This is a genomic window from Streptomyces sp. NBC_00094 (assembly GCF_026343125.1).
Taxonomy (GTDB): domain Bacteria; phylum Actinomycetota; class Actinomycetes; order Streptomycetales; family Streptomycetaceae; genus Streptomyces.
On sequence record NZ_JAPEMB010000001.1, the window covers coordinates 4591449 to 4611412 of the forward strand.

Sequence of the window (19964 nt, forward strand, 5' to 3'; positions counted from 1 at the left end):
CTGAAGGGTTGCGCCCCGCACGGCGTTCGTGTCGGCACCCACGCCCGGCACCCACGCCCGGCACCGATGTCCCGCGCCTCGCGGCTACGTCGGGAACCTCTTGCTCACCCAGCGGTACGACACCTCCAGGAGCACCCCTCCCGCCGCCGCGATCACGACCGCCGCCCACGGCATCGTCGTGCCGACCAGTTTCAGGGCGAAGAAGTCCTGGAGCCAGGGGACGACGAGGACCAGGACGAAGGCGCCGGCCATCGTGGCGACCAGGGTGAGGCGCCACCACGTATAGGGGCGGGCGATGATCGCCAGGACCCACATGGAGACCAGGAAGAGGGTGAGGGTGGCCGCGCTCGTCTCCGCTTCCAGGGCGCCTTCGCCGGTGTAGTGGTGGCGGGCGAGGAGGTACGTGGTGAAGGTGGCCGCCGCCGCGATGACGCCGCCCGGGATCGCGTACCGCATCACCCGCCGGACGAAGTTCGGCTTCGCCCGTTCCTTGTTGGGGGCGAGGGCGAGGAAGAAGGCCGGGACGCCGATCGTCAGGGTGGAGAGGAGCGTGAGGTGGCGGGGGAGGAAGGGGTACTCGACCTGCGAGCAGACCACCAGGACGGCCAGGAGCACCGAGTAGACCGTCTTGGTGAGGAAGAGGGTGGCCACGCGGGTGATGTTGCCGATGACCCGGCGCCCTTCCGCCACCACCGACGGAAGCGTCGCGAAGGAGTTGTTCAGGAGGACGATCTGGGCCACCGCGCGCGTCGCCTCCGAGCCCGAGCCCATCGAGACGCCGATGTCCGCGTCCTTCAGCGCCAGCACGTCGTTCACGCCGTCGCCCGTCATCGCGACCGTGTGGCCGTGGGACTGGAGCGCCGCCACCATGTCCCGCTTCTGCTGCGGGCTGACCCGGCCGAAGATCGCGTTCTCGTCGAGGATCTTCGCCATCTCCTCCCGGTCCGTGGGGAGCGTGCGGGCGTCGACCGTGCTCTCGGCGCCCGGCATGTCGAGCTTCCCGGCCACCGCTCCCACCGAGACCGCGTTGTCGCCCGAGATGACCTTCGTGGCGACGTTCTGGTCGGCGAAGTACGCGAGGGTGTCGGCCGCGTCCGGCCGCAGCCGCTGTTCCAGGACGACGAGCGCGGTCGCCCGGGCGCCGGCGGTCACCTCGGGGGCGTCGAGCTCGTGGACCGTACGGGCGAGGAGGAGGACCCGGAGGCCCTGCTCGTTGAGGTGGTCGATCTCCGTGAGGGTCGGGTCCCCGGTCGGGAGGAGGACGTCGGGGGCGCCCAGCAGCCACGTCGAGTTCTCGCCGTTGCCTTCACTGAAGGCCGCCCCGCTGTACTTGCGCGCCGAGGAGAACGGCAGTGACTCCGTGCAGCGCCAGTCCACCGAGTCCGGGTAGGCGTCGATGATCGCCTGCAGGGAGGCGTTCGGGCGCGGGTCCGATTCACCCAGCGCGCCGAGGACCTTGCGTACGTACTCCTCGTCCGAGCCGTTGAGGGGACGGAGCTCCGTGACGTCCATGCCGCCCTCGGTCAGCGTGCCCGTCTTGTCGAGGCAGACGACATCGACGCGGGCGAGGCCCTCGATGGCCGGGAGCTCCTGGACGAGGCACTGCTTGCGGCCGAGGCGGATGACGCCGATCGCGAAGGCCACGGAGGTGAGGAGGACGAGGCCCTCGGGAATCATCGGGACGATGCCGCCGACCGTGCGGGCGATCGAGTCCTTGAGGTCGTTGTCCTTGACGACCAGCTGGCTGAGGATCAGCCCGATCGCGGTCGGGACCATCATCCACGTCACGTACTTGAGGATCGTGGAGATGCCGCTGCGCAGCTCGGAGTGGACGAGGGTGAAGCGCGAGGCCTCCTCGGCGAGCTGCGCCGCGTACGCCTCGCGGCCGACCTTGGTGGCGGTGAAGGCGCCGCCGCCGGCGACCACGAACGAGCCGGACATCACCGGGTCGCCGTGCTGTTTCACCACCGGGTCCGCCTCGCCCGTGAGGAGCGACTCGTCGATCTCCAGGCTGTCGGCCTCGGCCACGACCCCGTCGACGACGCACTTGTCGCCCGGGCCGAGCTCGATCAGGTCACCGAGGACGATCTCGGAGGTGGACAGCTCGGCGGCGGCGCCGTCGCGCCGGACGGTCGGTTTCGCCTCACCGATGACCGCCAGACCGTCGAGGGTCTTCTTGGCGCGGAGCTCCTGGATGATGCCGATGCCGGTGTTCGCGATGATCACGAAGCCGAAGAGGCTGTCCTGGATCGGCGCGACGAAGAACATGATCACCCACAGCACGCCGATGATCGCGTTGAAGCGGGTGAAGACGTTGGCCCGGACGATGTCGGTGGTCGAGCGCGAGCTGCGCACGGGTACGTCGTTGACCTCGCCGCGTGCGACGCGCTCGGCGACCTCGGCGGAGGTCAGCCCGGCCGGGCGGTGCACGACGGGCGGCTCCACCGCCTCGGCCTCGCTGCCGTCCGTGTCGATCTTCGCCCGCTGAGTCATGTTTTCGACGGTACGACCGGAACGGGTCGGTCACCTGCCGAGGAACGCGAAGATCGGACCGGGGGAGGACGGGAATCGTCCTGTGGCACTACGCGGGCCCTGAGGGCCGTGGCCTGTGCGGGGGCCTGGGTCCGTGGCGCCGCGCGGGTCCCTGAGGCCTGTGGCGCCACGGACCCAGGCCCCTGAGGCCTGTGGCGCCGCTCGGGTCCTACGCGTCCGGTGCCCGCTCGTCCGAAGGCGCCGCTTCCGCCGAAGGTGCCGCTTCCGCCGGCCGCGTCGCTTCCGCCGACCGTTCCGCCTCGTGCCGCTTGATCGCCGCGTCACGCCCCCGTACGTACCAGATGCCGATCAGGCCGAGCCCGGCACCCGCGAGGCAGGTCCACACCCACCAGGTCAGGTCCCGGTCGTCGAACCAGCCGTAGAAGGGGACCTGGACGAGGAAGAGGACGAACCAGAGGATCGTGCCGCCGGTGATGGTGGCGACTACGGGCCCTTCGAGGGGCTCGGGTGCCGCGTGCTTCGGTGTCCACTTCGCCATGGGCTCAGTCTAGGTGGCGGAAATTCGTACCCACGCATGGTCTACGCGCGGAGATAGACGCTCGCTCGTTCATGTGTTCATACTGAAACGGTTTGCCTCTGGCGAGTTTCTCTCGTATGAACCGCCAAACGGATCTCCCGATGAGGAACCCCCATGAGCACCACGGCCGCCGCCAAGGCCACATCCCCCGAGCCCGCCTCCCCCCAGGAGCCGACCTCGGGCCTCGACCGCTACTTCAAGATCTCCGCGCGCGGTTCCACCGTCGCCCGTGAGGTACGGGGCGGTTTCGCCACCTTCTTCGCGATGGCCTACATCATCGTGCTGAACCCGATCATCCTCGGCAGCGCCAAGGACATGTACGGGCACCAGCTCGACGGTGGCCAGCTCGTCACCGCGACCGTCCTGACGGCGGCCTTCTCGACGCTGCTCATGGGTGTCATCGGCAACGTCCCGATCGCCCTCGCCGCCGGTCTCGGCGTCAACACGGTCGTCGCGCTGCAGCTCGCCCCGAAGATGTCCTGGCCGGACGCCATGGGCATGGTCGTCCTCGCCGGCATCGTCGTGATGCTGCTCGTCGCGACCGGTCTGCGCGAGCGCGTCATGAACGCCGTCCCGGTCGGCCTGCGCAAGGGCATCGCGATCGGCATCGGCCTCTTCATCATGCTCATCGGCCTCGTCGACTCGGGCTTCGTCTCCCGTATCCCCGACGCCGCGCACACCACCGTCCCGCTCCAGCTCGGCAGCGACGGTCACCTGAACGGCTGGCCGGTCCTCGTCTTCATCCTGGGCACGCTGCTCACCCTCGCCCTGATCATCCGCAAGGTGCCGGGCGCCATCCTGATCTCGATCGTCGCCATGACGGTCGTGGCCATGGTGATCGACGCGGTCGCGACCGTGCCCTCCTGGGGCCTCACCACCCCGCAGTGGCCGGGCAACCCCGTCGCCTCGCCCGACTTCGGTCTGGTCGGCGAGGTCAGCCTCTTCGGCGGCTTCGAGAAGGTCGGCCTGCTGACCGGCGTCCTCTTCGTCTTCACCGTGCTGCTGTCCTGCTTCTTCGACGCGATGGGCACGATCCTCGGCGTCGGCGACGAGGCCAAGCTGATGGACAAGGACGGCAACCTCCCCGGCATCAACAAGGTCCTGCTCGTCGACGGCCTGGCGGTCGCGGCCGGCGGTGCCACCTCCTCCTCGGCCAACACCTGCTTCGTGGAATCCACGGCGGGCGTCGGCGAGGGCGCGCGCACGGGCCTCGCCTCGGTCGTGACCGGCGGTCTCTTCACGGTCGCGCTGTTCCTCACGCCGCTGGCGACGATGGTCCCGTCGCAGGCGGCCACGCCCGCGCTGCTCGCGGTCGGCTTCCTGATCCTGGCCGGTTCGATCAAGGACATCGACTGGAGCGACTTCACCATCGCGGTGCCGGCGTTCCTGGCGATGATGATGATGCCGTTCACGTACTCGATCACGAACGGCATCGGCATCGGCTTCATCTCGTTCAGCGTGCTGCGTCTGGCGGCCGGCCGGGGCCGTGAGGTCCCGGCGGCCATGTACGTCGTCTCGGCGGTCTTCGTCTTCTACTACGCGATGCCGGCGCTCGGCCTCACGTGATCACCTGCGGGCTCGGCGGGCTCGGTGGGCCCGGCGGGCCCGGCTGACTCCGGCCCGTAGAACCTCTCCGTCTCGTCGACGGCGGTCTTGAACCGCTCGTCGAAATCCTCGCGAATGAGCGTCCGGACGACATAGTCCTGGACGCTCATTCCTCTTTTCGCGGCGTGACTCCTGAGCCGGTCGAGCAGCTCACCGTCGATGCGCAGGCTGAGCACTGTCGATCCCATGTCGTTCAGGGTCGGGGCAGCCGGGGCCCCTTTGCGTCACTTTCCGGATCCGACTCACTCATTTGGGTGATACATGGATGCCGAAGCGTGACCTGCGCGAGGCGCGTGTCCCCCTTCGGTGTGATCCACGCGACGTCGGCGCGCCCCCGTTGGTATTTAGACAGAGTAATGAGTTAGGCTAACGAACATGCCAGATCTGTCCCACGGCACCGCCGACGACGCCGCGGCCGTGAACGCGCTCCGCTCCTCCGTCATGCGACTGAGCCGACGACTCAAGCACCAGCGTGTCGACGAGTCGCTGAGCCCCACCGAGATGTCGGTGCTCGGCACCCTCAAGCTCTGCGGCTCCGCCACCCCCGGTGAGCTGGCCCGCAAGGAGCACGTCCAGCCTCCGTCGATGACCCGCATCGTCGCGCTGCTCGAAGCCAAGGGACTGGTCCGGCTGGAGCCGCACCCCGACGACCGCCGGCAGAAGGTGGTCCGCCAGACCGAGACGGCCGAGGCCATGCTCGAAGAGTCCCGCCGCAAGCGGAACGCCTGGCTGGCCACCCTCGCCGAGGGTCTGGACGAGGACGAATGGGCCAAGCTGCGCGCCGCCGCCCCGGTCCTGGAGAAGCTCGCCCATCTGTAGACCCGCAGCCGAGGAGGCGAACGCACTTTGAGTACGGGACCCGGAGCAGACTCCGCACCCGTCCATCAACCCACCCTCAAGACCCGTGGGCGGGGGGAAACCTTCTCCTCGCTCAGAATCCGCAACTACCGGCTGTTCTTCACCGGAGCGATCGTCTCCAACACCGGTACGTGGATGGCCCGCATCACCCAGGACTGGCTCGTCCTGAGCCTCACCGGCTCGGCCGCCGCCGTCGGCATCACCACGGCCCTGCAGTTCCTGCCGATGCTGCTCTTCGGTCTGTACGGCGGTGTCATCGCCGACCGCTACCCGAAGCGGCGCCTGCTCCTCATCAGCCAGGCCGCCCTCGGACTGTGCGGGCTCGCGCTCGCCGTCCTCACCCTCTCCGGCTCCGTCCAGGTCTGGCACGTCTACCTGATCGCCTTCCTCCTCGGCATGGTGACGGTCGTCGACAACCCGGCCCGGCAGGTGTACGTCGCCGAGATGGTCGGCCCCGAGCAGCTCCGTAACGCCGTCTCCCTGAACTCGGCGAACTTCCAGACCGCACGGCTCGTCGGCCCCGCCGTCGCCGGCGTCCTGATCGCCGGAGTCGGCAGCGGCTGGGCGTTCCTCCTCAACGGCCTGTCCTTCCTCGCCCCCCTCGCGTGCCTCCTGCTCATGCGGACGAGTGAGCTCCACAAGGTGGAGCGCGCCCCGCGCGGCAAGGGCCAGCTGCGGGAGGGGCTGCGGTACGTGGCCGGGCGGCCGGACCTGATCTGGCCGATCGTCCTCGTGGGCTTCGTCGGCACCTTCGGGTTCAACTTCCCGATCTGGCTGACGGCCTTCTCGGAGGAGGTCTTCCACGTCGGCGCCGGTACGTACGGCTTCCTCAACACCCTGATGGCGGCGGGCTCCCTCGTGGGCGCCCTCGCCGCGGCCCGTCGCGGCTCGACCCGGCTGCGGATGCTGGTGATCGCGGCGGCGGTCTTCGGCGTCCTGGAGATCGCGGCGGCCCTGTCGCCGGCGTTCTGGCTGTTCGCGCTGCTGCTCGTGCCGATCGGCATGATCGGCCTCACGGTCAACATCACCGCCAACTCGGCCGTCCAGATGGCGACGGACCCGGCCATGCGGGGCCGCGTGATGAGCCTCTACATGATGGTCTTCGCCGGTGGCACCCCGATCGGGGCGCCGCTCCTCGGCTGGATCACCGACACGTACGGCGCCCGCGTCGGCTTCGCGACGGGCGGCGTGATCTCGCTGGCAGCGGCCGGTGTCGTCGGCCTCGTCCTGGCGAAGGTCGGCGGCCTGAAGATGGCCTTCGCCTGGCGCCACGGCCACCCGCAGGTGCGCTTCGTGGCCCGCGAGCGACTGGTGACGGCGGCGTAGCCCTCGGGCGGGCGGCGGCCTGGGTACGTGCGGGGGCGGGCCTCCGCGGGTCCCGGGTCTCTGCGGCTTCCGGGTCTCTGCGGGTCCCGGGCTGCGGCTTACGGGCCTCCTCGGATCCCGGGCCGCGTCTCAGACCCGTTGTTCCAGTACCTGCCCCGGCCAGTCGCCCACCGTGAATTCCTCGGTCCTGGTGAAGCCCTGCCCCTCGTAGTACGCGACGAGCCGGCCCTCGCTGCCCGCGAAGCAGTCCACTCGCAGCAGCGACACCCCCTTCCGCCGGGTCTCCTCCACCGCGTGGGCGAGGAGCGCCGCGCCCACCCCGTGCCCGTGGAAACGCGCGTCGGTCGCGAGCAGGCGGACGTACACCTCGGGCTCGTCGGCCGGAGCGATGTACGTGCCGGGGACCGGCGTCAGCGTCATCGTCCCCGCCATCACGCCGTCGATCTCGGCGATCCACGGGTCGCCCGCCCGCACGGTCTCCTCGACCTGCCGCACCGACTTCTCCTGCGTGGAGAACGGGTCGGTGCCCCACTGGGCGGTGATCCCCTTGTCGTTGAGCCACACGACGGCGCTGTCCAGCAACGTGAGTATCGCGGGGAGGTCCTCCACCCCGCCCTTACGGATCTTCATCCCGTCGAGAGTAGTCTCTGCCGGCCTGCCAGACTCGTTCCATGAGGCTCTTCGCCGCCGTACTGCCGCCCCCGGACCAGCTGGACGAGCTCGGACACGTCGTCGACCGGCTGCACCGGCTGCCCGGGGCCGACGGGCTGCGCTGGACCGCGCGGCCCGGATGGCACCTCACGCTCGCCTTCATGGGCGAGGTCGACGAGGAGCTGCTGCCCGAGCTGCGCGTCCGGCTCGCCAGGGCCGCGCACCGCACGCCGCCGTTCCCGCTGCGGCTGCACGGCGGCGGGCACTTCGGGCGGAGCGCCCTGTGGGCCGGGGTCGCCGGGGACCTGGACGAGCTGCGGCTGCTCGCCGAGCGCGCCGACGCCGCCGCGCGCCGGGCGGGGGTCGCGATGGACGAGCACCGCCGCTACCAGGCCCATCTGACGCTCGCCCGCGCGCGGACGGGCGCGGTGGACCTCCATCCGTTCCTCGACGAGCTCGGCACCTTCGAGGGCTCCCGCCGGCCGGTCGCCGAGCTGGCGCTCGTCCGCTCGAACCTGCCGGTGAGCGGGGTGCCGGGCGAGCAGCCCCGGTACGAGCGGATCGGCGGCTGGCCCCTGGAGGGGGCCGGGTGAGCGAAGGGAGCGAAGGGAGCGAAGGGAGCGAAGGGAGCCGGGGAGGGACCGGCCGGGCGGGCGGGTTAACCTCGATGCGTGGACCCGAAGACCCGTAACCGAATCATGGCCGGCGTGCTCGTACTGATGTTCGCGATCATCGCGGTGGCATCGCTGACCGGCCAGTAGGCATCTCGCACCGCCTCTCTCACCCCATGGGAACCCCCTTGCTTCGAGCGGACTCCAAGCAGTTGGCTTGACTCCCATGGAGTACACGCAGCTCGGACGCACCGGACTCAAGGTCAGCCGACTCGTCCTCGGGACGATGAACTTCGGACCCCAGACGGACGAAGCCACCAGCCACGCCATCATGGACGCGGCGCTGGACGCGGGCCTCAACTTCTTCGACACGGCCAATCAGGCACTTTGATGCCCGCGTGACGTGGTGGCCGCCGCCCCACCAGAACGGGCGACGGCCTTGCCTACGAGGCCCTACTCGATCACCAGGCGAAGGCTTCCGGCGAAGGGCCCGGGCCCGGGAAGATCTCGTCGAGCTGCGCGAGCAGCTCCTCGCTCAGCTGCACCTCCAGCGCGCGCAGGGCGCCCGCCAGCTGCTCCGGGGTGCGGGGGCCGACGATCGGGCCCGTGACGCCGGGGCGGGTGAGGAGCCAGGCGAGACCGACCTCGCCGGGGGCGAGACCGTGCTTGTCGAGCAGGTCCTCGTACGCCTGGAACTGCGCGCGCACGCCCGGGGCGGCGAGCGTCTCCGCCGCCCGGCCCTCCAGACGGCGCTTGCCCTCGGTCTCCTTCTTCAGGACGCCGCCGAGGAGGCCGCCGTGGAGCGGCGACCAGGGGATGACCCCGAGGCCGTACTCCTGGGCCGCCGGGATGACCTCCATCTCGGCGCGCCGCTCGAAGAGGTTGTAGAGGCACTGCTCGCTGACGAGGCCGACCGAGCCGCGCCGGGCGGCGGTCTCGTTGGCCTGGGCGATCTTGTAGCCGGGGAAGTTGGAGGAGCCGGCGTAGAGGATCTTGCCCTGCTGGATCAGGACGTCGACGGCCTGCCAGACCTCCTCGAAGGGGGTCGAGCGGTCGACGTGATGGAACTGGTACAGATCGATGTAGTCCGTGCCGAGGCGCTTGAGGCTGGCCTCGACCGCGCGGCGGATGTTGAGCGCCGAGAGCTTGTCGTGGTTGGGCCAGGCCTCGCCGTCCAGGCCCATGTTCCCGTAGACCTTGGTGGCGAGGACGGTCTTGTCGCGGCGGCCGTCGCCCTTGGCGAACCAAGAACCGATGATCTCCTCCGTACGGCCCTTGTTCTCACCCCACCCATACACATTGGCCGTGTCTACGAAATTCAGACCTGCGTCGAGCGCGGCATCCAAGATGCTGTGACTTGTCGGTTCGTCTGTCTGCGGGCCGAAGTTCATCGTGCCGAGGACGAGTCGGCTGACCTTGAGTCCGGTGCGTCCAAGCTGCGTGTACTTCATGAGGCACAAGCCAACTGCTTCGAGCCCACTCGAAGCAAGAGTCGACCACTCAGCCGCCCATTTATGCGACAACGTGCATGAGTCACGTCCGTGCATGGACGGCCGCTAGCGGCCCCCGTACGGTCGTCCCAGGCGGCCCGACCGGGTCGACAGGTCAAGGGAGTTCCGCATGGCACGCGAAGAACTGACTCGGCTCACCGGCAACGGCAACGGCACGTGCGGAGAGGACGACTGCCCGAACGTCTACCGCACCGCTTCCGGCTCCATCGTGGTTCAGGGCGATGTGTCCGACGCCTTCACGCCCCCGCAGGGCGAGGGGCTAGTGGAGATCCCAGAGAACGTTCTTCGGGAGGCCGTTCGTGCTCTTGGATGGTGACGAGTGGCGGGCGATGCTCCGGGGCTTCCAGTCGGAGGCGTGGCGGCTGGAGACCCTGCCCCAATACCTCGTACCGCAAGAGGCGGAAGAGCTCGAAGCCTTCCGGGCCGGCAAGCGCGTCGACCCGCACGCCTACTCGTCCGCGTATACGGAAGACCTGAAGCGGCTGCGCGGCGAGGGGCGGAGCAAGGGGCGGGTGCACGTGCTGACTCGACCGCTCTCCGAGTACCTGCGCTTCGAGTTCTCCAGGTACTACGCCCCGCACGTGCTCGCCGGGGAGGACATCCGCATCCTTGACGTGACCGAGCGGGACAACCCGCTGCCGGACGTCGAGGACTTCTGGATGTTCGACCGCTCGACGGTCGTCCTGATGCACTACGAGGGCGACGGCACGCAGATCGGCCGGGAGCTGTACGAGGGTGACCCTGCACCGTTCATCGAGTGGCAGCGCATCGCCGTTGCCGAGTCGGTTCCCTTCCTGGAGTACGCGGAGCGCGTGACGGAGTGACGTTCGAAGCTGAGCAGCTTGGCGAGTCTGGTGCCGAACTCGCCTCTCTGCTTCGGGACTTGCGCAAGCGGGCCGGTCTCTCTGGGGACCGGCTCGCGGCGCGCTGCAACATGTCCCAGTCGAAGGTGTCCCGCATCGAGAACGGCCGGACACGGCCGTCCCTGGTCGATGTCGAGCAGATCTTGCGAGCGCTGGACGCTCCGCCGGCACTGGTCGCCGAGGTCTCCGCCCTCGCCAGGATGGCGAACAGCGAGTGGCGGAACGTCCGAGAGCTTCGGCGCAAGGGGCTCGGTACGAGACAGGCTGAGCTGAAGTCGCTCGAAGCGTCCTCCACGCAGATGCGTTACTTCCTGCTCTCGATGGTTACGGGCCTGCTCGCAACACCGGAGTACGTACGAGCGAGCCTGGCTCACTCGACGGCCGACACGAGCAAGGCAGTGGCGGGGAAGCTGGGACGGCAAGCCGTCCTCTACGACGCCTCGAAGCGGTTCACGTTCGTTCTGACCGAGCAGGCGGTTCGCTGGCCGGTCGTCTCCCCGCTGGCGATGGCAGAGCAGATGGACCGGCTGGCGTCCTTGTCCTACCTCCCGAACGTTCAGATCGGGGTGATCCCCGTAGGGGCACCGACGCCCCGAACCCCTCTGAGTACGTTCACCATCTACGACGCCGCGTTGGTCACCATCGAGACGACGGCGGGAAGTCTCGTGCTCCGCGACGGCCGAGACGTTCAGGCGTATCTGAAGGAGTTCGCCGGGTACGAGGAGCACGCCCTCTTCGGCGAAGACCTTCGGGCCCGCCTCGCCGAGTGGTCCGCCGCTTGCCGTGCATGACTTCAGTCCATTACGCGACTGAAGCGCCATCCCGTGCGCACCCCGGGGGACCATCCTTCGGCAGACGAACAGTCGGGAGGTCGCACGGATGAGCACACCCAGGACGACGATGGCAGGGCCGGTGAACCTGACCCTTCCCGTCGGAGACCCGAACCCCGTTGCGGGCTGTCGGCAGTGTCTCGGCGTCGCCGTGACCCGAGCCAACGCCCGATCGGTCGGCGACTACTCGAAGGTGTCGGACGCGAACGTCGTGCTCCGCACGCACCTGCGGGAAGACCACGGGGCCGAGTGATGGCGCGCACGGTCCTGCGGTTCGTGACGCACCGGATCACGCAGCATCCGGACACGGACGTGACCTATGAGGCGGAGTGCCTGCACTGCAAGTGGAAGGCGGAGCCGTCTACGGACAGTGCGGCGGTCGACGTCGAGTGCATGAGTCACACCGGCCTGAGCAACCATCGTGGCTTCCGGCGGCTCTGTACGTCGTTCGCCGTGGTGGTGCGGGCAGAGTAGGACAGACACCCGGCGCACTGAAGGACGGCGAGCAACGCAACCGAGGTGCGTCGGAATGAGCTGTGCGCCTGCCTCAGGCGCTCTCGCCAAGGTGGCGGTACAGCGTGGCTCGGGAGACCCCGAGAGCCTTGGCGATGGTGCTCACGCTCTCGCCCTTCGCCTTCCTGGCGCGGGCCACGGTGAGTACGTCCTCATCGACCACGGGCGGCCGTCCGCCGGTACGCCCCTGTGCCTTGGCTGCGTCGAGTCCTGCGCGGGTGCGCTCCTTGATGAGGCTGCGCTCGAACTCCGCCATGGCTCCGACCACCTGAAGCATGAGACGGCCGTCCGCCGTACCGGGGTCGATGTTGGCCAGTGCACCCGTGAGCACCTTGAATCCGATGCCCCGCTCCCGAAGGGTGTCGACCATGGTCACAAGATCGATGAGCGAGCGGGCGAATCGGTCGAGCTTCCATACGCACAGGGTGTCCCCAGGGCGGGCGTAGTCGAGCGCTGCACGCAGCTCCGCCCGGTCGGTGTTCTTGCCTGATGCCTTGTCCTCGAAGATGCGGGCGCACCCTGCGGCCGTCAGTGCGTCTCGCTGAAGCTGTGCTTCCTGGTCGTCGATGGAGACGCGGGCGTAACCGATAGATCGCCGAAACCGTCCTCCACGGCAACGGTGAGGACCGCTGACCGAAACAGCTGAGCACGTCAACGGCGAAGAGGTGGGGTATGACCCACGAAGGGTCCTTTGCTTGACCGCCATGTCTTAGCAGCTCAGATCCTGCCACGGTTCCAAGGGGCGCCAGGGCGGCGGCGAAGAGAAGCGCAACAGAAAATCCGCAGCTCAGGGCAGGGGGTGAGGCTCCAGCCGGCGGCGGAAGCCTACACAGAGGGGCGGCTTTCCAGGCTTGCCGTGAGTCCCTGGTCTTCCCGATGTCGGCCCCTGCGGGGCCGCTCTGCCGAAGCGTCTTCACCCTGTGGCGGCTGAGCCGCCCCCTGTCGCTTGCTCTCCCGCCGCCGCGACTTACGTAAGTGGGGCGCTGATGCGCCCCGGCTCACCCTGGCCGTTGCTCGATGTGTCTTCCTCTGTCGGCCCCGAAGGGGGCCGCACTGGACCTACCCCAAACAGAGAAGAGAGGACGCGAACGTTTGCCCAGCTCAGGGCATGAGCCGACATACGTCTTACGTGCTCTGACTACACGCCGGACGTGCGGTCCTGGTGAACACGGCACGGGACGGGAGCACCCTTGGCCTTCTGGAACAGGTGGGACGGAAGCACCAGGCACGCCGCCCCGGAGCGGGGCGAGACGAGGTGCAGATCCTTGGCCCGCGTCACCGCGTTGCGGGTGCTCTGGTCGGACAACCGGTTGCCGTCCCTGCCGAGCAGCGTTGCGAGGCGGCCCGGTTCGAAAGCCGCGTGCCCGTGCCTGTCAGCCCATCCGATGGCGGCGAAGTGGACGCGGTAGGCGAGCGGATGGCCGGGGTGCTGCGCCATCCGCCGGTACTCGTGCTGGGAGACGCCGCCCCACGGGCGGTCATGGCCGAAGCTGATAGCCACCGAGTGTGGCTCCTTCCTGTGCGGCGCACACAGGTGCGCCAGTGACCCCCGCCGGACGGCGGGACATGTGCCTCCCTTTCTTCGCGGGGGTGGAGACCGGCCACGGTCGGCACGGTCTCTCTTCACAGGTGACGCCCGAGCCTTCCGGCTCGGACTCGGTCTCGTGCAGTCGGGAGCGACGGCGGCGACCTGGCAGGAATCCTACAGAGCGAAGGAGGGCCCGGGATGGGGCCCTCCTGTCGTACGGCGGCGAGGTGGTCAGCTCTCGCTGTGTACCGCCGCCAAGTCGCGGACGCGGCGCTTGAAGTCCATCGGGATGAGGATCTGCACGCGGTCCTTCCCCTCCTGCCACATGCCGTCATGCCCCTCCGGCGACATGGCTTGCACGGCGGTCACGGGCGGGAGTTTCTCGGCGTGGATGACCGTCTTGATGCCGGCTGCCCGGAGTTCCCTGCCCTTCTCGTGCTGGGTCGACAGTTTCGCCCAGCGTTCCCGGTAGGTTTCGCCCGTCGGGATCTCCTCCCATGTGTCGGGGCGGGTGGGCTGGGCCATGAGTTGCTCACGTCGCGCGTCCAGCCGTTTGTACGTCTCCCGGTACTCCTGCTTGCCCAGCTCGCTGGAGTAGAGGCCGGCTTCGCGGTCCTCTCGAAGCTCGGCCAGAGCGCGGTTCACCTCCTCGATGTCCCGCTTGAAGTCGACGCCCGGTCGGAAGACCTTCCGCACGATCTCGACATCGCCGGCCGCGCGCAGGAAGACCTCCTCGGCCGTTCCCTCCAGGACGTGCGCCGCGATGCCCTTGCTGCCTGTGGGGCACGGCTTGTGCGTGGTTCGCGAGGCGCACCGGTAGTACGGCCAGTTCCGCCCCGGGCCGAGGTACGCGGGCTCACCGCAGGTGCAGAACGCGACCCTGAGAAGAGGAGAGCCGCCCTTCCGGTTGCCGTTGCGCTTGCTGGTGTTCTCGTCCAGCTTCTTGTTCGCCAGCTCCCACTCCTCCTGAGTGATCAGCGGCTCCGCCCGCTGGAGAGGGCGTCCCTCCGTGTCACGGACGACGCGGGTTCGCTTCGTCTTCTTGCCGTCGACGACGACTTCCTCCGTCACCTCCATCTGACCGAGAACGTTCAGGGAGCGCACCACCTTGGCTGTGTTCGCGGCGGTCCACCGACCGCCCTTCGGGGGCTTGCCGTTCCTGATCAGCTGAGCGTCGAGCGACACCGGGGTCTTGGTCGGGTCCTCGTTGAGCCACTGGGCGACGCTGTTCGCCGACTCGCCCTCGATGAGTCGACGGACGATCTCGCGCAGTGTCCCGGCGGTGTCCGTTCCGTAGTCGTCCGGGACCAGCCGCCAGCCGTCACCGGTGTCCTGCTTCTCCGCCCGGTAGCCGTACGGGATACGGCCACCACGCCAGCGGCCCTCCTTCACCAGGTGGTTGTACGAGGACTTCGCCCGGGCCTTGATGGCTTCGAGCTCCCCTTCTGCGAAGGACGCGATCAGGCTGAACAGCAGCTTGCCCATCTGCGTGTTCAGGTTGATCCCGTCCTCGACGGTGGCGACTTCCTTGCCGTGCTTCTCGCACCACTCCACGAGTGTGTGCACGTGGAGCACACGCCGTGAGAGGCGGTCGAGCTTCAGCGCGCAGATGATGTCGTACTCGTTGGCACGGGACTCCTCCATCGCGATCCGGTGCTCGATCGAGCTGACCTCTTTGCCGATCGTAGAAGGCAGCCACTTGCTGAACTCCGGGCGCTTCCACGGCTCGACACCACCAGATACGTCGATGTCCTCGACCCACCCGACGACGACGTGCCCTCCCTGGTCGGCCCATCGTTGAATCGATCGGCGCTGGCGCTCCGGCGATGTGGTCTCGTCCGAGATCTTTGACAGGCGGATTACGCCCAGGACTCTTGCCACTTGTTCTCCCCATCCCCTGTGGTGCTTGGGGAACGACGCTAGGGCCCTTGCGGGCATGGCGTCAAAGTGGATTGTTCGGTACCGCCAACGTCTACGGCTGGGCCGAGAACAAGGGGCGGACGGAGTCGATCATCGGCTCCTGGTTCGCCAAGGGCGACGGCCGTCGTGACAGGACCGTCCTCGCCACCAAGGTGTACGGGAACATGGGCGTGGACGGCGAGGCCTGGCCCAACCACGACAAGCTCTCGGCACTGAACATCCGCCGTGCGGTGGAGGCCAGCCTCAAGCGGCTCGGCACCGACTACATCGACGTCTACCAGTTCCACCACATCGACCGGGCGACCCCCTTCGAGGAGATCTGGCAGGCGGTCGACGTCCTGATCCAGCAGGGCAAGGTCCTCTACGCCGGTTCCTCCAACTTCCCCGGCTACAAGATCGCCCAGGCCAACGAGACCGCCTCCCGGCGCGGCTCGGTCGGGCTCGTCAGCGAGCAGTGCCTCTACAACCTCTTCGAGCGGCGCGCGGAGATGGAGGTCATCCCGGCCGCGCAGGAGTACGGCCTCGGGGTCATCCCGTGGTCGCCGCTCCACGGCGGCCTGCTCGGCGGTGTCCTGAAGAAGGAGGCCGAGGGCAAGCGCCGGACGGAGGGACGCGCGGCGGCCACGCTCGCCGACCCGGCGGCCCGGGCGCAGCTCCAGGCCTACGAGGACCTGCTCGACAAGCACGGTCTGGAGCCGGGGGAGACGGCCCTCGCGTGGCTGCTCACCCGGCCGGGGGTGACGGGCCCGATCGTCGGCCCGCGCACGCCCGAGCAGCTGACGAGCGCGCTGCGCGCCCTGGAGGTGGAGCTGAGCGAGGAGGTCCTGTCCGCGCTGGACGAGATCTTCCCCGGCCCGGGCCCGTCCCCGGAGGCCTTCGCCTGGTGACGTGCCCGGACGGGCTTTGACCGGACAGGCCTCAGGGGGGCGCCGAGCCGGCTGGTGAGGTCCCCGGACGGGCTTTGACCGGACGGGCCTCAGGGGGTGCCGAGCCAGCTGGTGGCGTCCAGGCGGAACGCCGTCTCCGCGGGGACGACGTTCCGCAGGGCCGCCTCCATGTCGCGGACGCGGTCCGCGCCGAGGGTCGCGGCCCACTCCGCCCGCAGTTCGTCGAAGATCGCGGCGGAGCGGGCGAGGGCGTCGCGGCCGCGCGGGGTGAGGTGGACGAGTTTGCGGCGCGCGTCGGCGGGGTCGTCGGCGCGCTCCGCGTAGCCGAGGGCGAGCAGCCGGTCGACGGTCTTGCCGGCGGCCTGCTTGGAGACGCCGAGGCGCCGGCCGATGTCGCTGGCGGTGGCGCCCCGGGCGCCGACGGCCTGCATGGCGAAGCCGTGGGCGGGGCGCATGTCCGGGTGACCCTCGGTGGCGAGCCGGGTGTGGAGCCGGTCGATGAGGGTGCGGAAGCCGCCGAAGAGGAGCAGGGGCAGCTCGAATCCCGGGCCGTCGACCGGTACTCCCTTGCCAGGATCGACAACCTGGTTTACGTTTTCTCTATCGACATGGTCAACCATGTTGTCCATTCTAGTCCGGGGGAACCGCCTTGTCCGCACCGAACGACATGTCCGCCCGTACCGCCGCCGCCGTCGCCCTCCTCAAGGAGTCGCCGGAGACCCTGAACGGCTTCCTCAAGCTCAGCGAGATCTTCGAGTCCACGACGCTCGACCCGCACTCCCGCGAGACCGTGATCCTGACCGTCGCCGCCCGCAACCAGTGCCACCTGTGCGTCGACATGCACGAGGCCAAGATGGCCGCCCTCGATCCGGAGACCGCTCCCGCCCCCGAACGCCTCGCCGCCGTCCGCCTCTTCACCCTCCAGGTGCTCGCCTCCTCGGGCGCCGTGAGCGACGAGGAGCTCGCGGCCTTCGCGAAGGCCGGCTACACCCGCCGCAACGCCCTGGAAGTCGTCCTCGGTATCGGCGCGTACACCCTCTCCACCTTCGCGAACCGCCTCACCCGCGCGGCGTGACCCCTCAGGGGACGTACGGGCCGCCCAGGCCCCACGCCTGGTGCATCGCCACGGCGAAGGCGGCCGCCAGCTTGTGCTCGCCCGTCACGCCCGGGTGGGTGCCGTCGTACGTGTCCGCGTGGATGTCGTACGACTCCGGGATCGCCGCCAGGAGCAGCGGCGAGGCCGCCGTGTCCAGGTCGGCGACCGCCTTCCCGAGGAGCTCGTTGAAGCGGGCGCACTCGGCGGCGAAGGGAGCGTCGTACTCGGCGCGGACGTTCGGAATGACCGGCAGCAACACGGCCCGCACCCGCGGGTTCGCGGCCCGGGCCGCCGCGACGAACGCCCGGACGTTCTCCTCGGTCTGGTCGCTGTTCGTGTAGAAACCGAGGTCGATCAGACCGAGGGAGATGAGCAGGACGTCCGCCCCCGTGGCCGTGACGGTCTCGCCGATCACGGGCGCCATGTGCAGCCAGCCCTCGCCCCAGCCGGCCAGATGGCGCCGGGCGGGGGCGGGGAACGCGGGGTCGGCGTAGGCCTCGACGCCGTCGGGCTCGTCGGGGGCGGTCGGGTCGTAGAGCCCGGTGCGCGGGCCGACGATCTCGTACCCGCCCGGCAGCGTCGCCTCCAGGTGCTCCCACATCCGGTAGCGCCAGGTCCAGTCGCCGACGCGTCCGATGGTCATGCTGTCGCCGACGAACAGAAAACGCATGGTCACATCATCGCGGACGGCTCCCGCGCGCTGCGACGTGATCCGGGACACCAGCCGCCGGTCATCCGGCCAGGAAGTCGTCGACCGTCCCCGTGAACCACTTCTCGTCGTCGTGCCACGGGAAGTGCCCGCCGCCCGCCAGCACCGCGAGCGTGGCCTGCGGGAACAGCTCCGCGTACGCGGTGGCCGTCGGCACCGGCGTGTTCGCGTCACCCTCGCCGGCGACGACCAGCACCGGCCGCCCGAACTCCGCGAGCGCCGCCCGCGTGGCCTCCGGCCGGAACGCGCCCTCGCTCCCGTAGACCCCCGCGGCCTCCCCGTTCCGCTGCAGCACCATGTCCGCGTTCCGCGCCTGCGCCGCCTCGTCCCACGTGCCGTGGAAGAAGGGCTGCACCGCCTTGAAGGTCTCGGCCGACCCGCGCCCCGCCGCCAGCTCCTCCAGCGCCGCGTACGCCGGCCCGAACCACGGCTCCTCGCTCCGCAGCCGCGCCGCCGCCAGCCGCTCCTCGCCCGTCGTGTCGATCGCGACCGCCGCCGTGCCCGGCGTCACGAGGACCAGCCGGGAGACCCGCTCCGGATGCGCGGCCGTGTACAGCGCGGCCAGGTTCGCGCCCGCCGAGTGCCCGAGGAGGTCGACGGTGTCGAGCCCGAGTTCGGCCCGCAGCGCCTCGACGTCCTCCACGAGCCGGTCGCAGCGGTACGAGGACGGGTCGTCCGGCACCGCCGACGCGCCCGTGCCCCGCAGGTCGAGCCGGATCACCCGGCGGAAGGCGGTGAGCCCGCCCAGATCCCCGAGATAGGCGGAGTCCTGCATCGGACCGCCGGGCAGGCAGAGCAGCGGGGCGCCGGAACCGGGGAAGGAACCGGAGACGTGGTAGGTGAGTTCCGTGCCGTCAGGCGCGGTGAAAGTGGGCATGCGCGCGACCATCGCACCGGCTTCCACGCTGGTCAAGCGGGTTTCCCCGGTGCCGTGGCAGGCTTGAGGTCATGCGAACTGCTCTGTGCGCCCTCGGCGCGGCGGCGGCCCTGGCGCTGCTCCCCGCCGGTCATGCCCGTGCCGAAGGGCAGGCCCCCGACCGGGACTTCACGATCGCGGACCCCCGGATCACCGAGTCCAGCGGCCTCGCCGCGAGCCGGGCCCACCCGGGGATCTACTGGACGCACAACGACCAGGACGCGCCCCTGATCTACGGCATCGACTCCCGGACGGGCGAGACCGTCGCGACCCTGACGATGCAGGGCGTCGGCACGCCACGCGACATGGAGGCGATCGCCGTCGGCCCGGACGGCGACATCTACGTCGGCGACATCGGCGACAACCTCGACGGCTCCTGGGACCACGTCTGGATCTACCGCTTCCCCGAGCCGAAGACCCTCAAGGACCAGAAGGTCGCGGCGAAGCAGTACGACGTGAAGTACGCCGACGGGCCCCGCAACGCCGAGGCCCTGATGGTCCACCCGAAGACCGGCCGGGTGTACATCGCGAGCAAGAACCAGGACGGCGGCGGCCTGTACGCGGGCCCCGAGCGGCTCGACTCCTCCGGCACGAACGTCTTCCGGCGCGTCGACGACGTGCCGTGGGTGACCGACGGCGCCTTCTCGCCCGACGGCGAACGGCTCGTCCTGCGCGGCTACTTCAGCGCGGAGGAGTACGCCTGGAAGGACGGCCGCCTCGGCGACGACGGCACGCGCGTCGGGGCCCCCTTCCAGGGACAGGCGGAGTCGGTGACGTACACGACGGACGGCTCGGCGTTCATGTTCGGCTCGGAGGGCGCGAACAGCAAGGTGGTGCGGGTGGACCGGGAGACGGGCGCCGAGCCCTCCGCCACCCCGTCGGACGGGCCCTCCTCACAGGCCCCCGGCGCACCGAAGTCCCCGGCCGCGCAGGATCAGGGAGACGGCGGGGGGAGCGCGACCACCGGCTTCCTGGTCCTCGCGGGCGCCACCGTCCTCGTCCTCGGCTTCAAACGCCTGCTGCGCCGCTGACCTGCGGTCCCCTTCCGGCGGGGCGAGACTGGAAGGAGA

The 19964-nt window shown here is 69.6% G+C and carries 23 protein-coding genes and 1 pseudogene; 13 read left to right on the top strand and 11 right to left on the bottom strand.

Annotation, left to right across the window (positions count from 1 at the left end):
- Positions 1-84 precede the first annotated feature (84 nt).
- Both OG580_RS20335 and OG580_RS20340 read right to left on the bottom strand, forming a co-directional pair.
- Positions 85-2493 (bottom strand): HAD-IC family P-type ATPase, encoded by a 2409-nt coding sequence (locus OG580_RS20335; RefSeq protein WP_267045099.1) that lies wholly within the window; start codon positions 2491-2493, stop codon positions 85-87.
- A gap of 208 nt (positions 2494-2701) precedes the next feature.
- Positions 2702-3031 carry a DUF2530 domain-containing protein gene (locus tag OG580_RS20340; protein ID WP_267045100.1) on the bottom strand — a complete coding sequence of 110 codons (330 nt, stop codon included), beginning with the start codon at positions 3029-3031 and terminating at the stop codon, positions 2702-2704.
- Between the two features lie 153 nt (positions 3032-3184).
- Between OG580_RS20340 and OG580_RS20345 the strand changes: the two genes are divergently transcribed.
- Entirely contained in the window at positions 3185-4636 is a 1452-nt protein-coding gene (locus OG580_RS20345; protein WP_267045101.1) for an NCS2 family permease, read from the top strand.
- Here the strand turns inward: OG580_RS20345 and OG580_RS20350 are convergent.
- Positions 4606-4863, bottom strand: a complete 258-nt coding sequence (locus OG580_RS20350; protein WP_267045102.1) for a hypothetical protein — start codon at positions 4861-4863, stop codon at positions 4606-4608. The genes OG580_RS20345 and OG580_RS20350 overlap by 31 nt on opposite strands.
- Positions 4864-5050: 187 nt before the next feature.
- Here OG580_RS20350 and OG580_RS20355 point away from each other — a divergent pair, with 187 nt between their 5' ends.
- Together OG580_RS20355 and OG580_RS20360 are read left to right on the top strand one after the other, a co-directional pair.
- Positions 5051-5494: a MarR family winged helix-turn-helix transcriptional regulator gene (locus OG580_RS20355; protein ID WP_024759949.1), complete on the top strand. Its 444-nt coding sequence runs from the start codon at positions 5051-5053 to the stop codon at positions 5492-5494.
- Positions 5495-5521: 27 nt separating this feature from the next.
- Complete coding sequence (locus OG580_RS20360; RefSeq protein ID WP_267045103.1) at positions 5522-6859, top strand: MFS transporter; 1338 nt, start codon at positions 5522-5524, stop codon at positions 6857-6859.
- Between the two features lie 129 nt (positions 6860-6988).
- On the opposite strand, the gene OG580_RS20365 is transcribed toward OG580_RS20360, so the two are convergent.
- The gene (locus OG580_RS20365) at positions 6989-7489 is read right to left on the bottom strand and encodes a GNAT family N-acetyltransferase (RefSeq protein WP_267045104.1); all 501 of its coding nucleotides are present in this window, start codon (positions 7487-7489) and stop codon (positions 6989-6991) included.
- A 41-nt stretch (positions 7490-7530) separates the two neighbouring features.
- Here OG580_RS20365 and thpR point away from each other — a divergent pair, with 41 nt between their 5' ends.
- Positions 7531-8103 (top strand): RNA 2',3'-cyclic phosphodiesterase, encoded by a 573-nt coding sequence (thpR, locus tag OG580_RS20370; RefSeq protein WP_267045105.1) that lies wholly within the window; start codon positions 7531-7533, stop codon positions 8101-8103.
- Between the two features lie 244 nt (positions 8104-8347).
- A pseudogene (locus tag OG580_RS20375) lies at positions 8348-8500 on the top strand (aldo/keto reductase); the annotation flags it as partial.
- An 82-nt stretch (positions 8501-8582) separates the two neighbouring features.
- Here the strand turns inward: OG580_RS20375 and OG580_RS20380 are convergent.
- On the bottom strand, positions 8583-9572 hold the full coding sequence (locus OG580_RS20380) for an aldo/keto reductase (protein ID WP_267045106.1): 990 nt from the start codon (positions 9570-9572) through the stop codon (positions 8583-8585).
- A gap of 169 nt (positions 9573-9741) precedes the next feature.
- On the opposite strand from OG580_RS20380, the gene OG580_RS20385 reads away from it, so the two are divergent.
- From OG580_RS20385 to OG580_RS20405, 5 genes are all read left to right on the top strand, one after another.
- Entirely contained in the window at positions 9742-9948 is a 207-nt protein-coding gene (locus tag OG580_RS20385) for a hypothetical protein (protein ID WP_267045107.1), read from the top strand.
- Entirely contained in the window at positions 9932-10456 is a 525-nt protein-coding gene (locus OG580_RS20390) for a DUF6879 family protein (protein ID WP_267045108.1), read from the top strand. The genes OG580_RS20385 and OG580_RS20390 overlap by 17 nt, the downstream gene beginning before the upstream one ends.
- The gene (locus OG580_RS20395; RefSeq protein WP_267045109.1) at positions 10453-11286 is read left to right on the top strand and encodes a helix-turn-helix transcriptional regulator; all 834 of its coding nucleotides are present in this window, start codon (positions 10453-10455) and stop codon (positions 11284-11286) included. The genes OG580_RS20390 and OG580_RS20395 overlap by 4 nt, the downstream gene beginning before the upstream one ends.
- Before the next feature lie 88 nt (positions 11287-11374).
- Complete coding sequence (locus tag OG580_RS20400) at positions 11375-11578, top strand: hypothetical protein (protein ID WP_267045110.1); 204 nt, start codon at positions 11375-11377, stop codon at positions 11576-11578.
- Positions 11578-11799 carry a hypothetical protein gene (locus OG580_RS20405; protein WP_267045111.1) on the top strand — a complete coding sequence of 74 codons (222 nt, stop codon included), beginning with the start codon at positions 11578-11580 and terminating at the stop codon, positions 11797-11799. Before OG580_RS20400 ends, OG580_RS20405 begins: the two co-directional genes overlap by 1 nt.
- A gap of 73 nt (positions 11800-11872) precedes the next feature.
- On the opposite strand, the gene OG580_RS20410 is transcribed toward OG580_RS20405, so the two are convergent.
- The 3 genes from OG580_RS20410 to OG580_RS20420 form a co-directional block, all read right to left on the bottom strand.
- Complete coding sequence (locus OG580_RS20410) at positions 11873-12427, bottom strand: recombinase family protein (protein ID WP_354006215.1); 555 nt, start codon at positions 12425-12427, stop codon at positions 11873-11875.
- 549 nt (positions 12428-12976) lie between these two features.
- Entirely contained in the window at positions 12977-13339 is a 363-nt protein-coding gene (locus OG580_RS20415) for a hypothetical protein (RefSeq protein WP_267045113.1), read from the bottom strand.
- A 258-nt stretch (positions 13340-13597) separates the two neighbouring features.
- Positions 13598-15247 (bottom strand): recombinase family protein, encoded by a 1650-nt coding sequence (locus OG580_RS20420; protein WP_267045114.1) that lies wholly within the window; start codon positions 15245-15247, stop codon positions 13598-13600.
- Positions 15248-15294: 47 nt separating this feature from the next.
- Between OG580_RS20420 and OG580_RS20425 the strand changes: the two genes are divergently transcribed.
- Complete coding sequence (locus OG580_RS20425; protein WP_267045115.1) at positions 15295-16173, top strand: aldo/keto reductase; 879 nt, start codon at positions 15295-15297, stop codon at positions 16171-16173.
- 89 nt (positions 16174-16262) lie between these two features.
- On the opposite strand, the gene OG580_RS20430 is transcribed toward OG580_RS20425, so the two are convergent.
- Entirely contained in the window at positions 16263-16793 is a 531-nt protein-coding gene (locus OG580_RS20430; protein ID WP_267045116.1) for a MarR family winged helix-turn-helix transcriptional regulator, read from the bottom strand.
- A 47-nt stretch (positions 16794-16840) separates the two neighbouring features.
- Between OG580_RS20430 and OG580_RS20435 the strand changes: the two genes are divergently transcribed.
- The gene (locus OG580_RS20435; RefSeq protein ID WP_267048063.1) at positions 16841-17248 is read left to right on the top strand and encodes a carboxymuconolactone decarboxylase family protein; all 408 of its coding nucleotides are present in this window, start codon (positions 16841-16843) and stop codon (positions 17246-17248) included.
- A gap of 4 nt (positions 17249-17252) precedes the next feature.
- Here OG580_RS20435 and OG580_RS20440 read toward each other — a convergent pair whose 3' ends face one another.
- Together OG580_RS20440 and OG580_RS20445 are read right to left on the bottom strand one after the other, a co-directional pair.
- Positions 17253-17939 carry a GDSL-type esterase/lipase family protein gene (locus OG580_RS20440; RefSeq protein WP_267045117.1) on the bottom strand — a complete coding sequence of 229 codons (687 nt, stop codon included), beginning with the start codon at positions 17937-17939 and terminating at the stop codon, positions 17253-17255.
- Between the two features lie 61 nt (positions 17940-18000).
- Entirely contained in the window at positions 18001-18855 is an 855-nt protein-coding gene (locus OG580_RS20445) for an alpha/beta fold hydrolase (RefSeq protein WP_267045118.1), read from the bottom strand.
- Between the two features lie 71 nt (positions 18856-18926).
- Between OG580_RS20445 and OG580_RS20450 the strand changes: the two genes are divergently transcribed.
- Complete coding sequence (locus OG580_RS20450) at positions 18927-19925, top strand: WD40 repeat domain-containing protein (RefSeq protein ID WP_267045119.1); 999 nt, start codon at positions 18927-18929, stop codon at positions 19923-19925.
- Positions 19926-19964 lie beyond the last annotated feature (39 nt).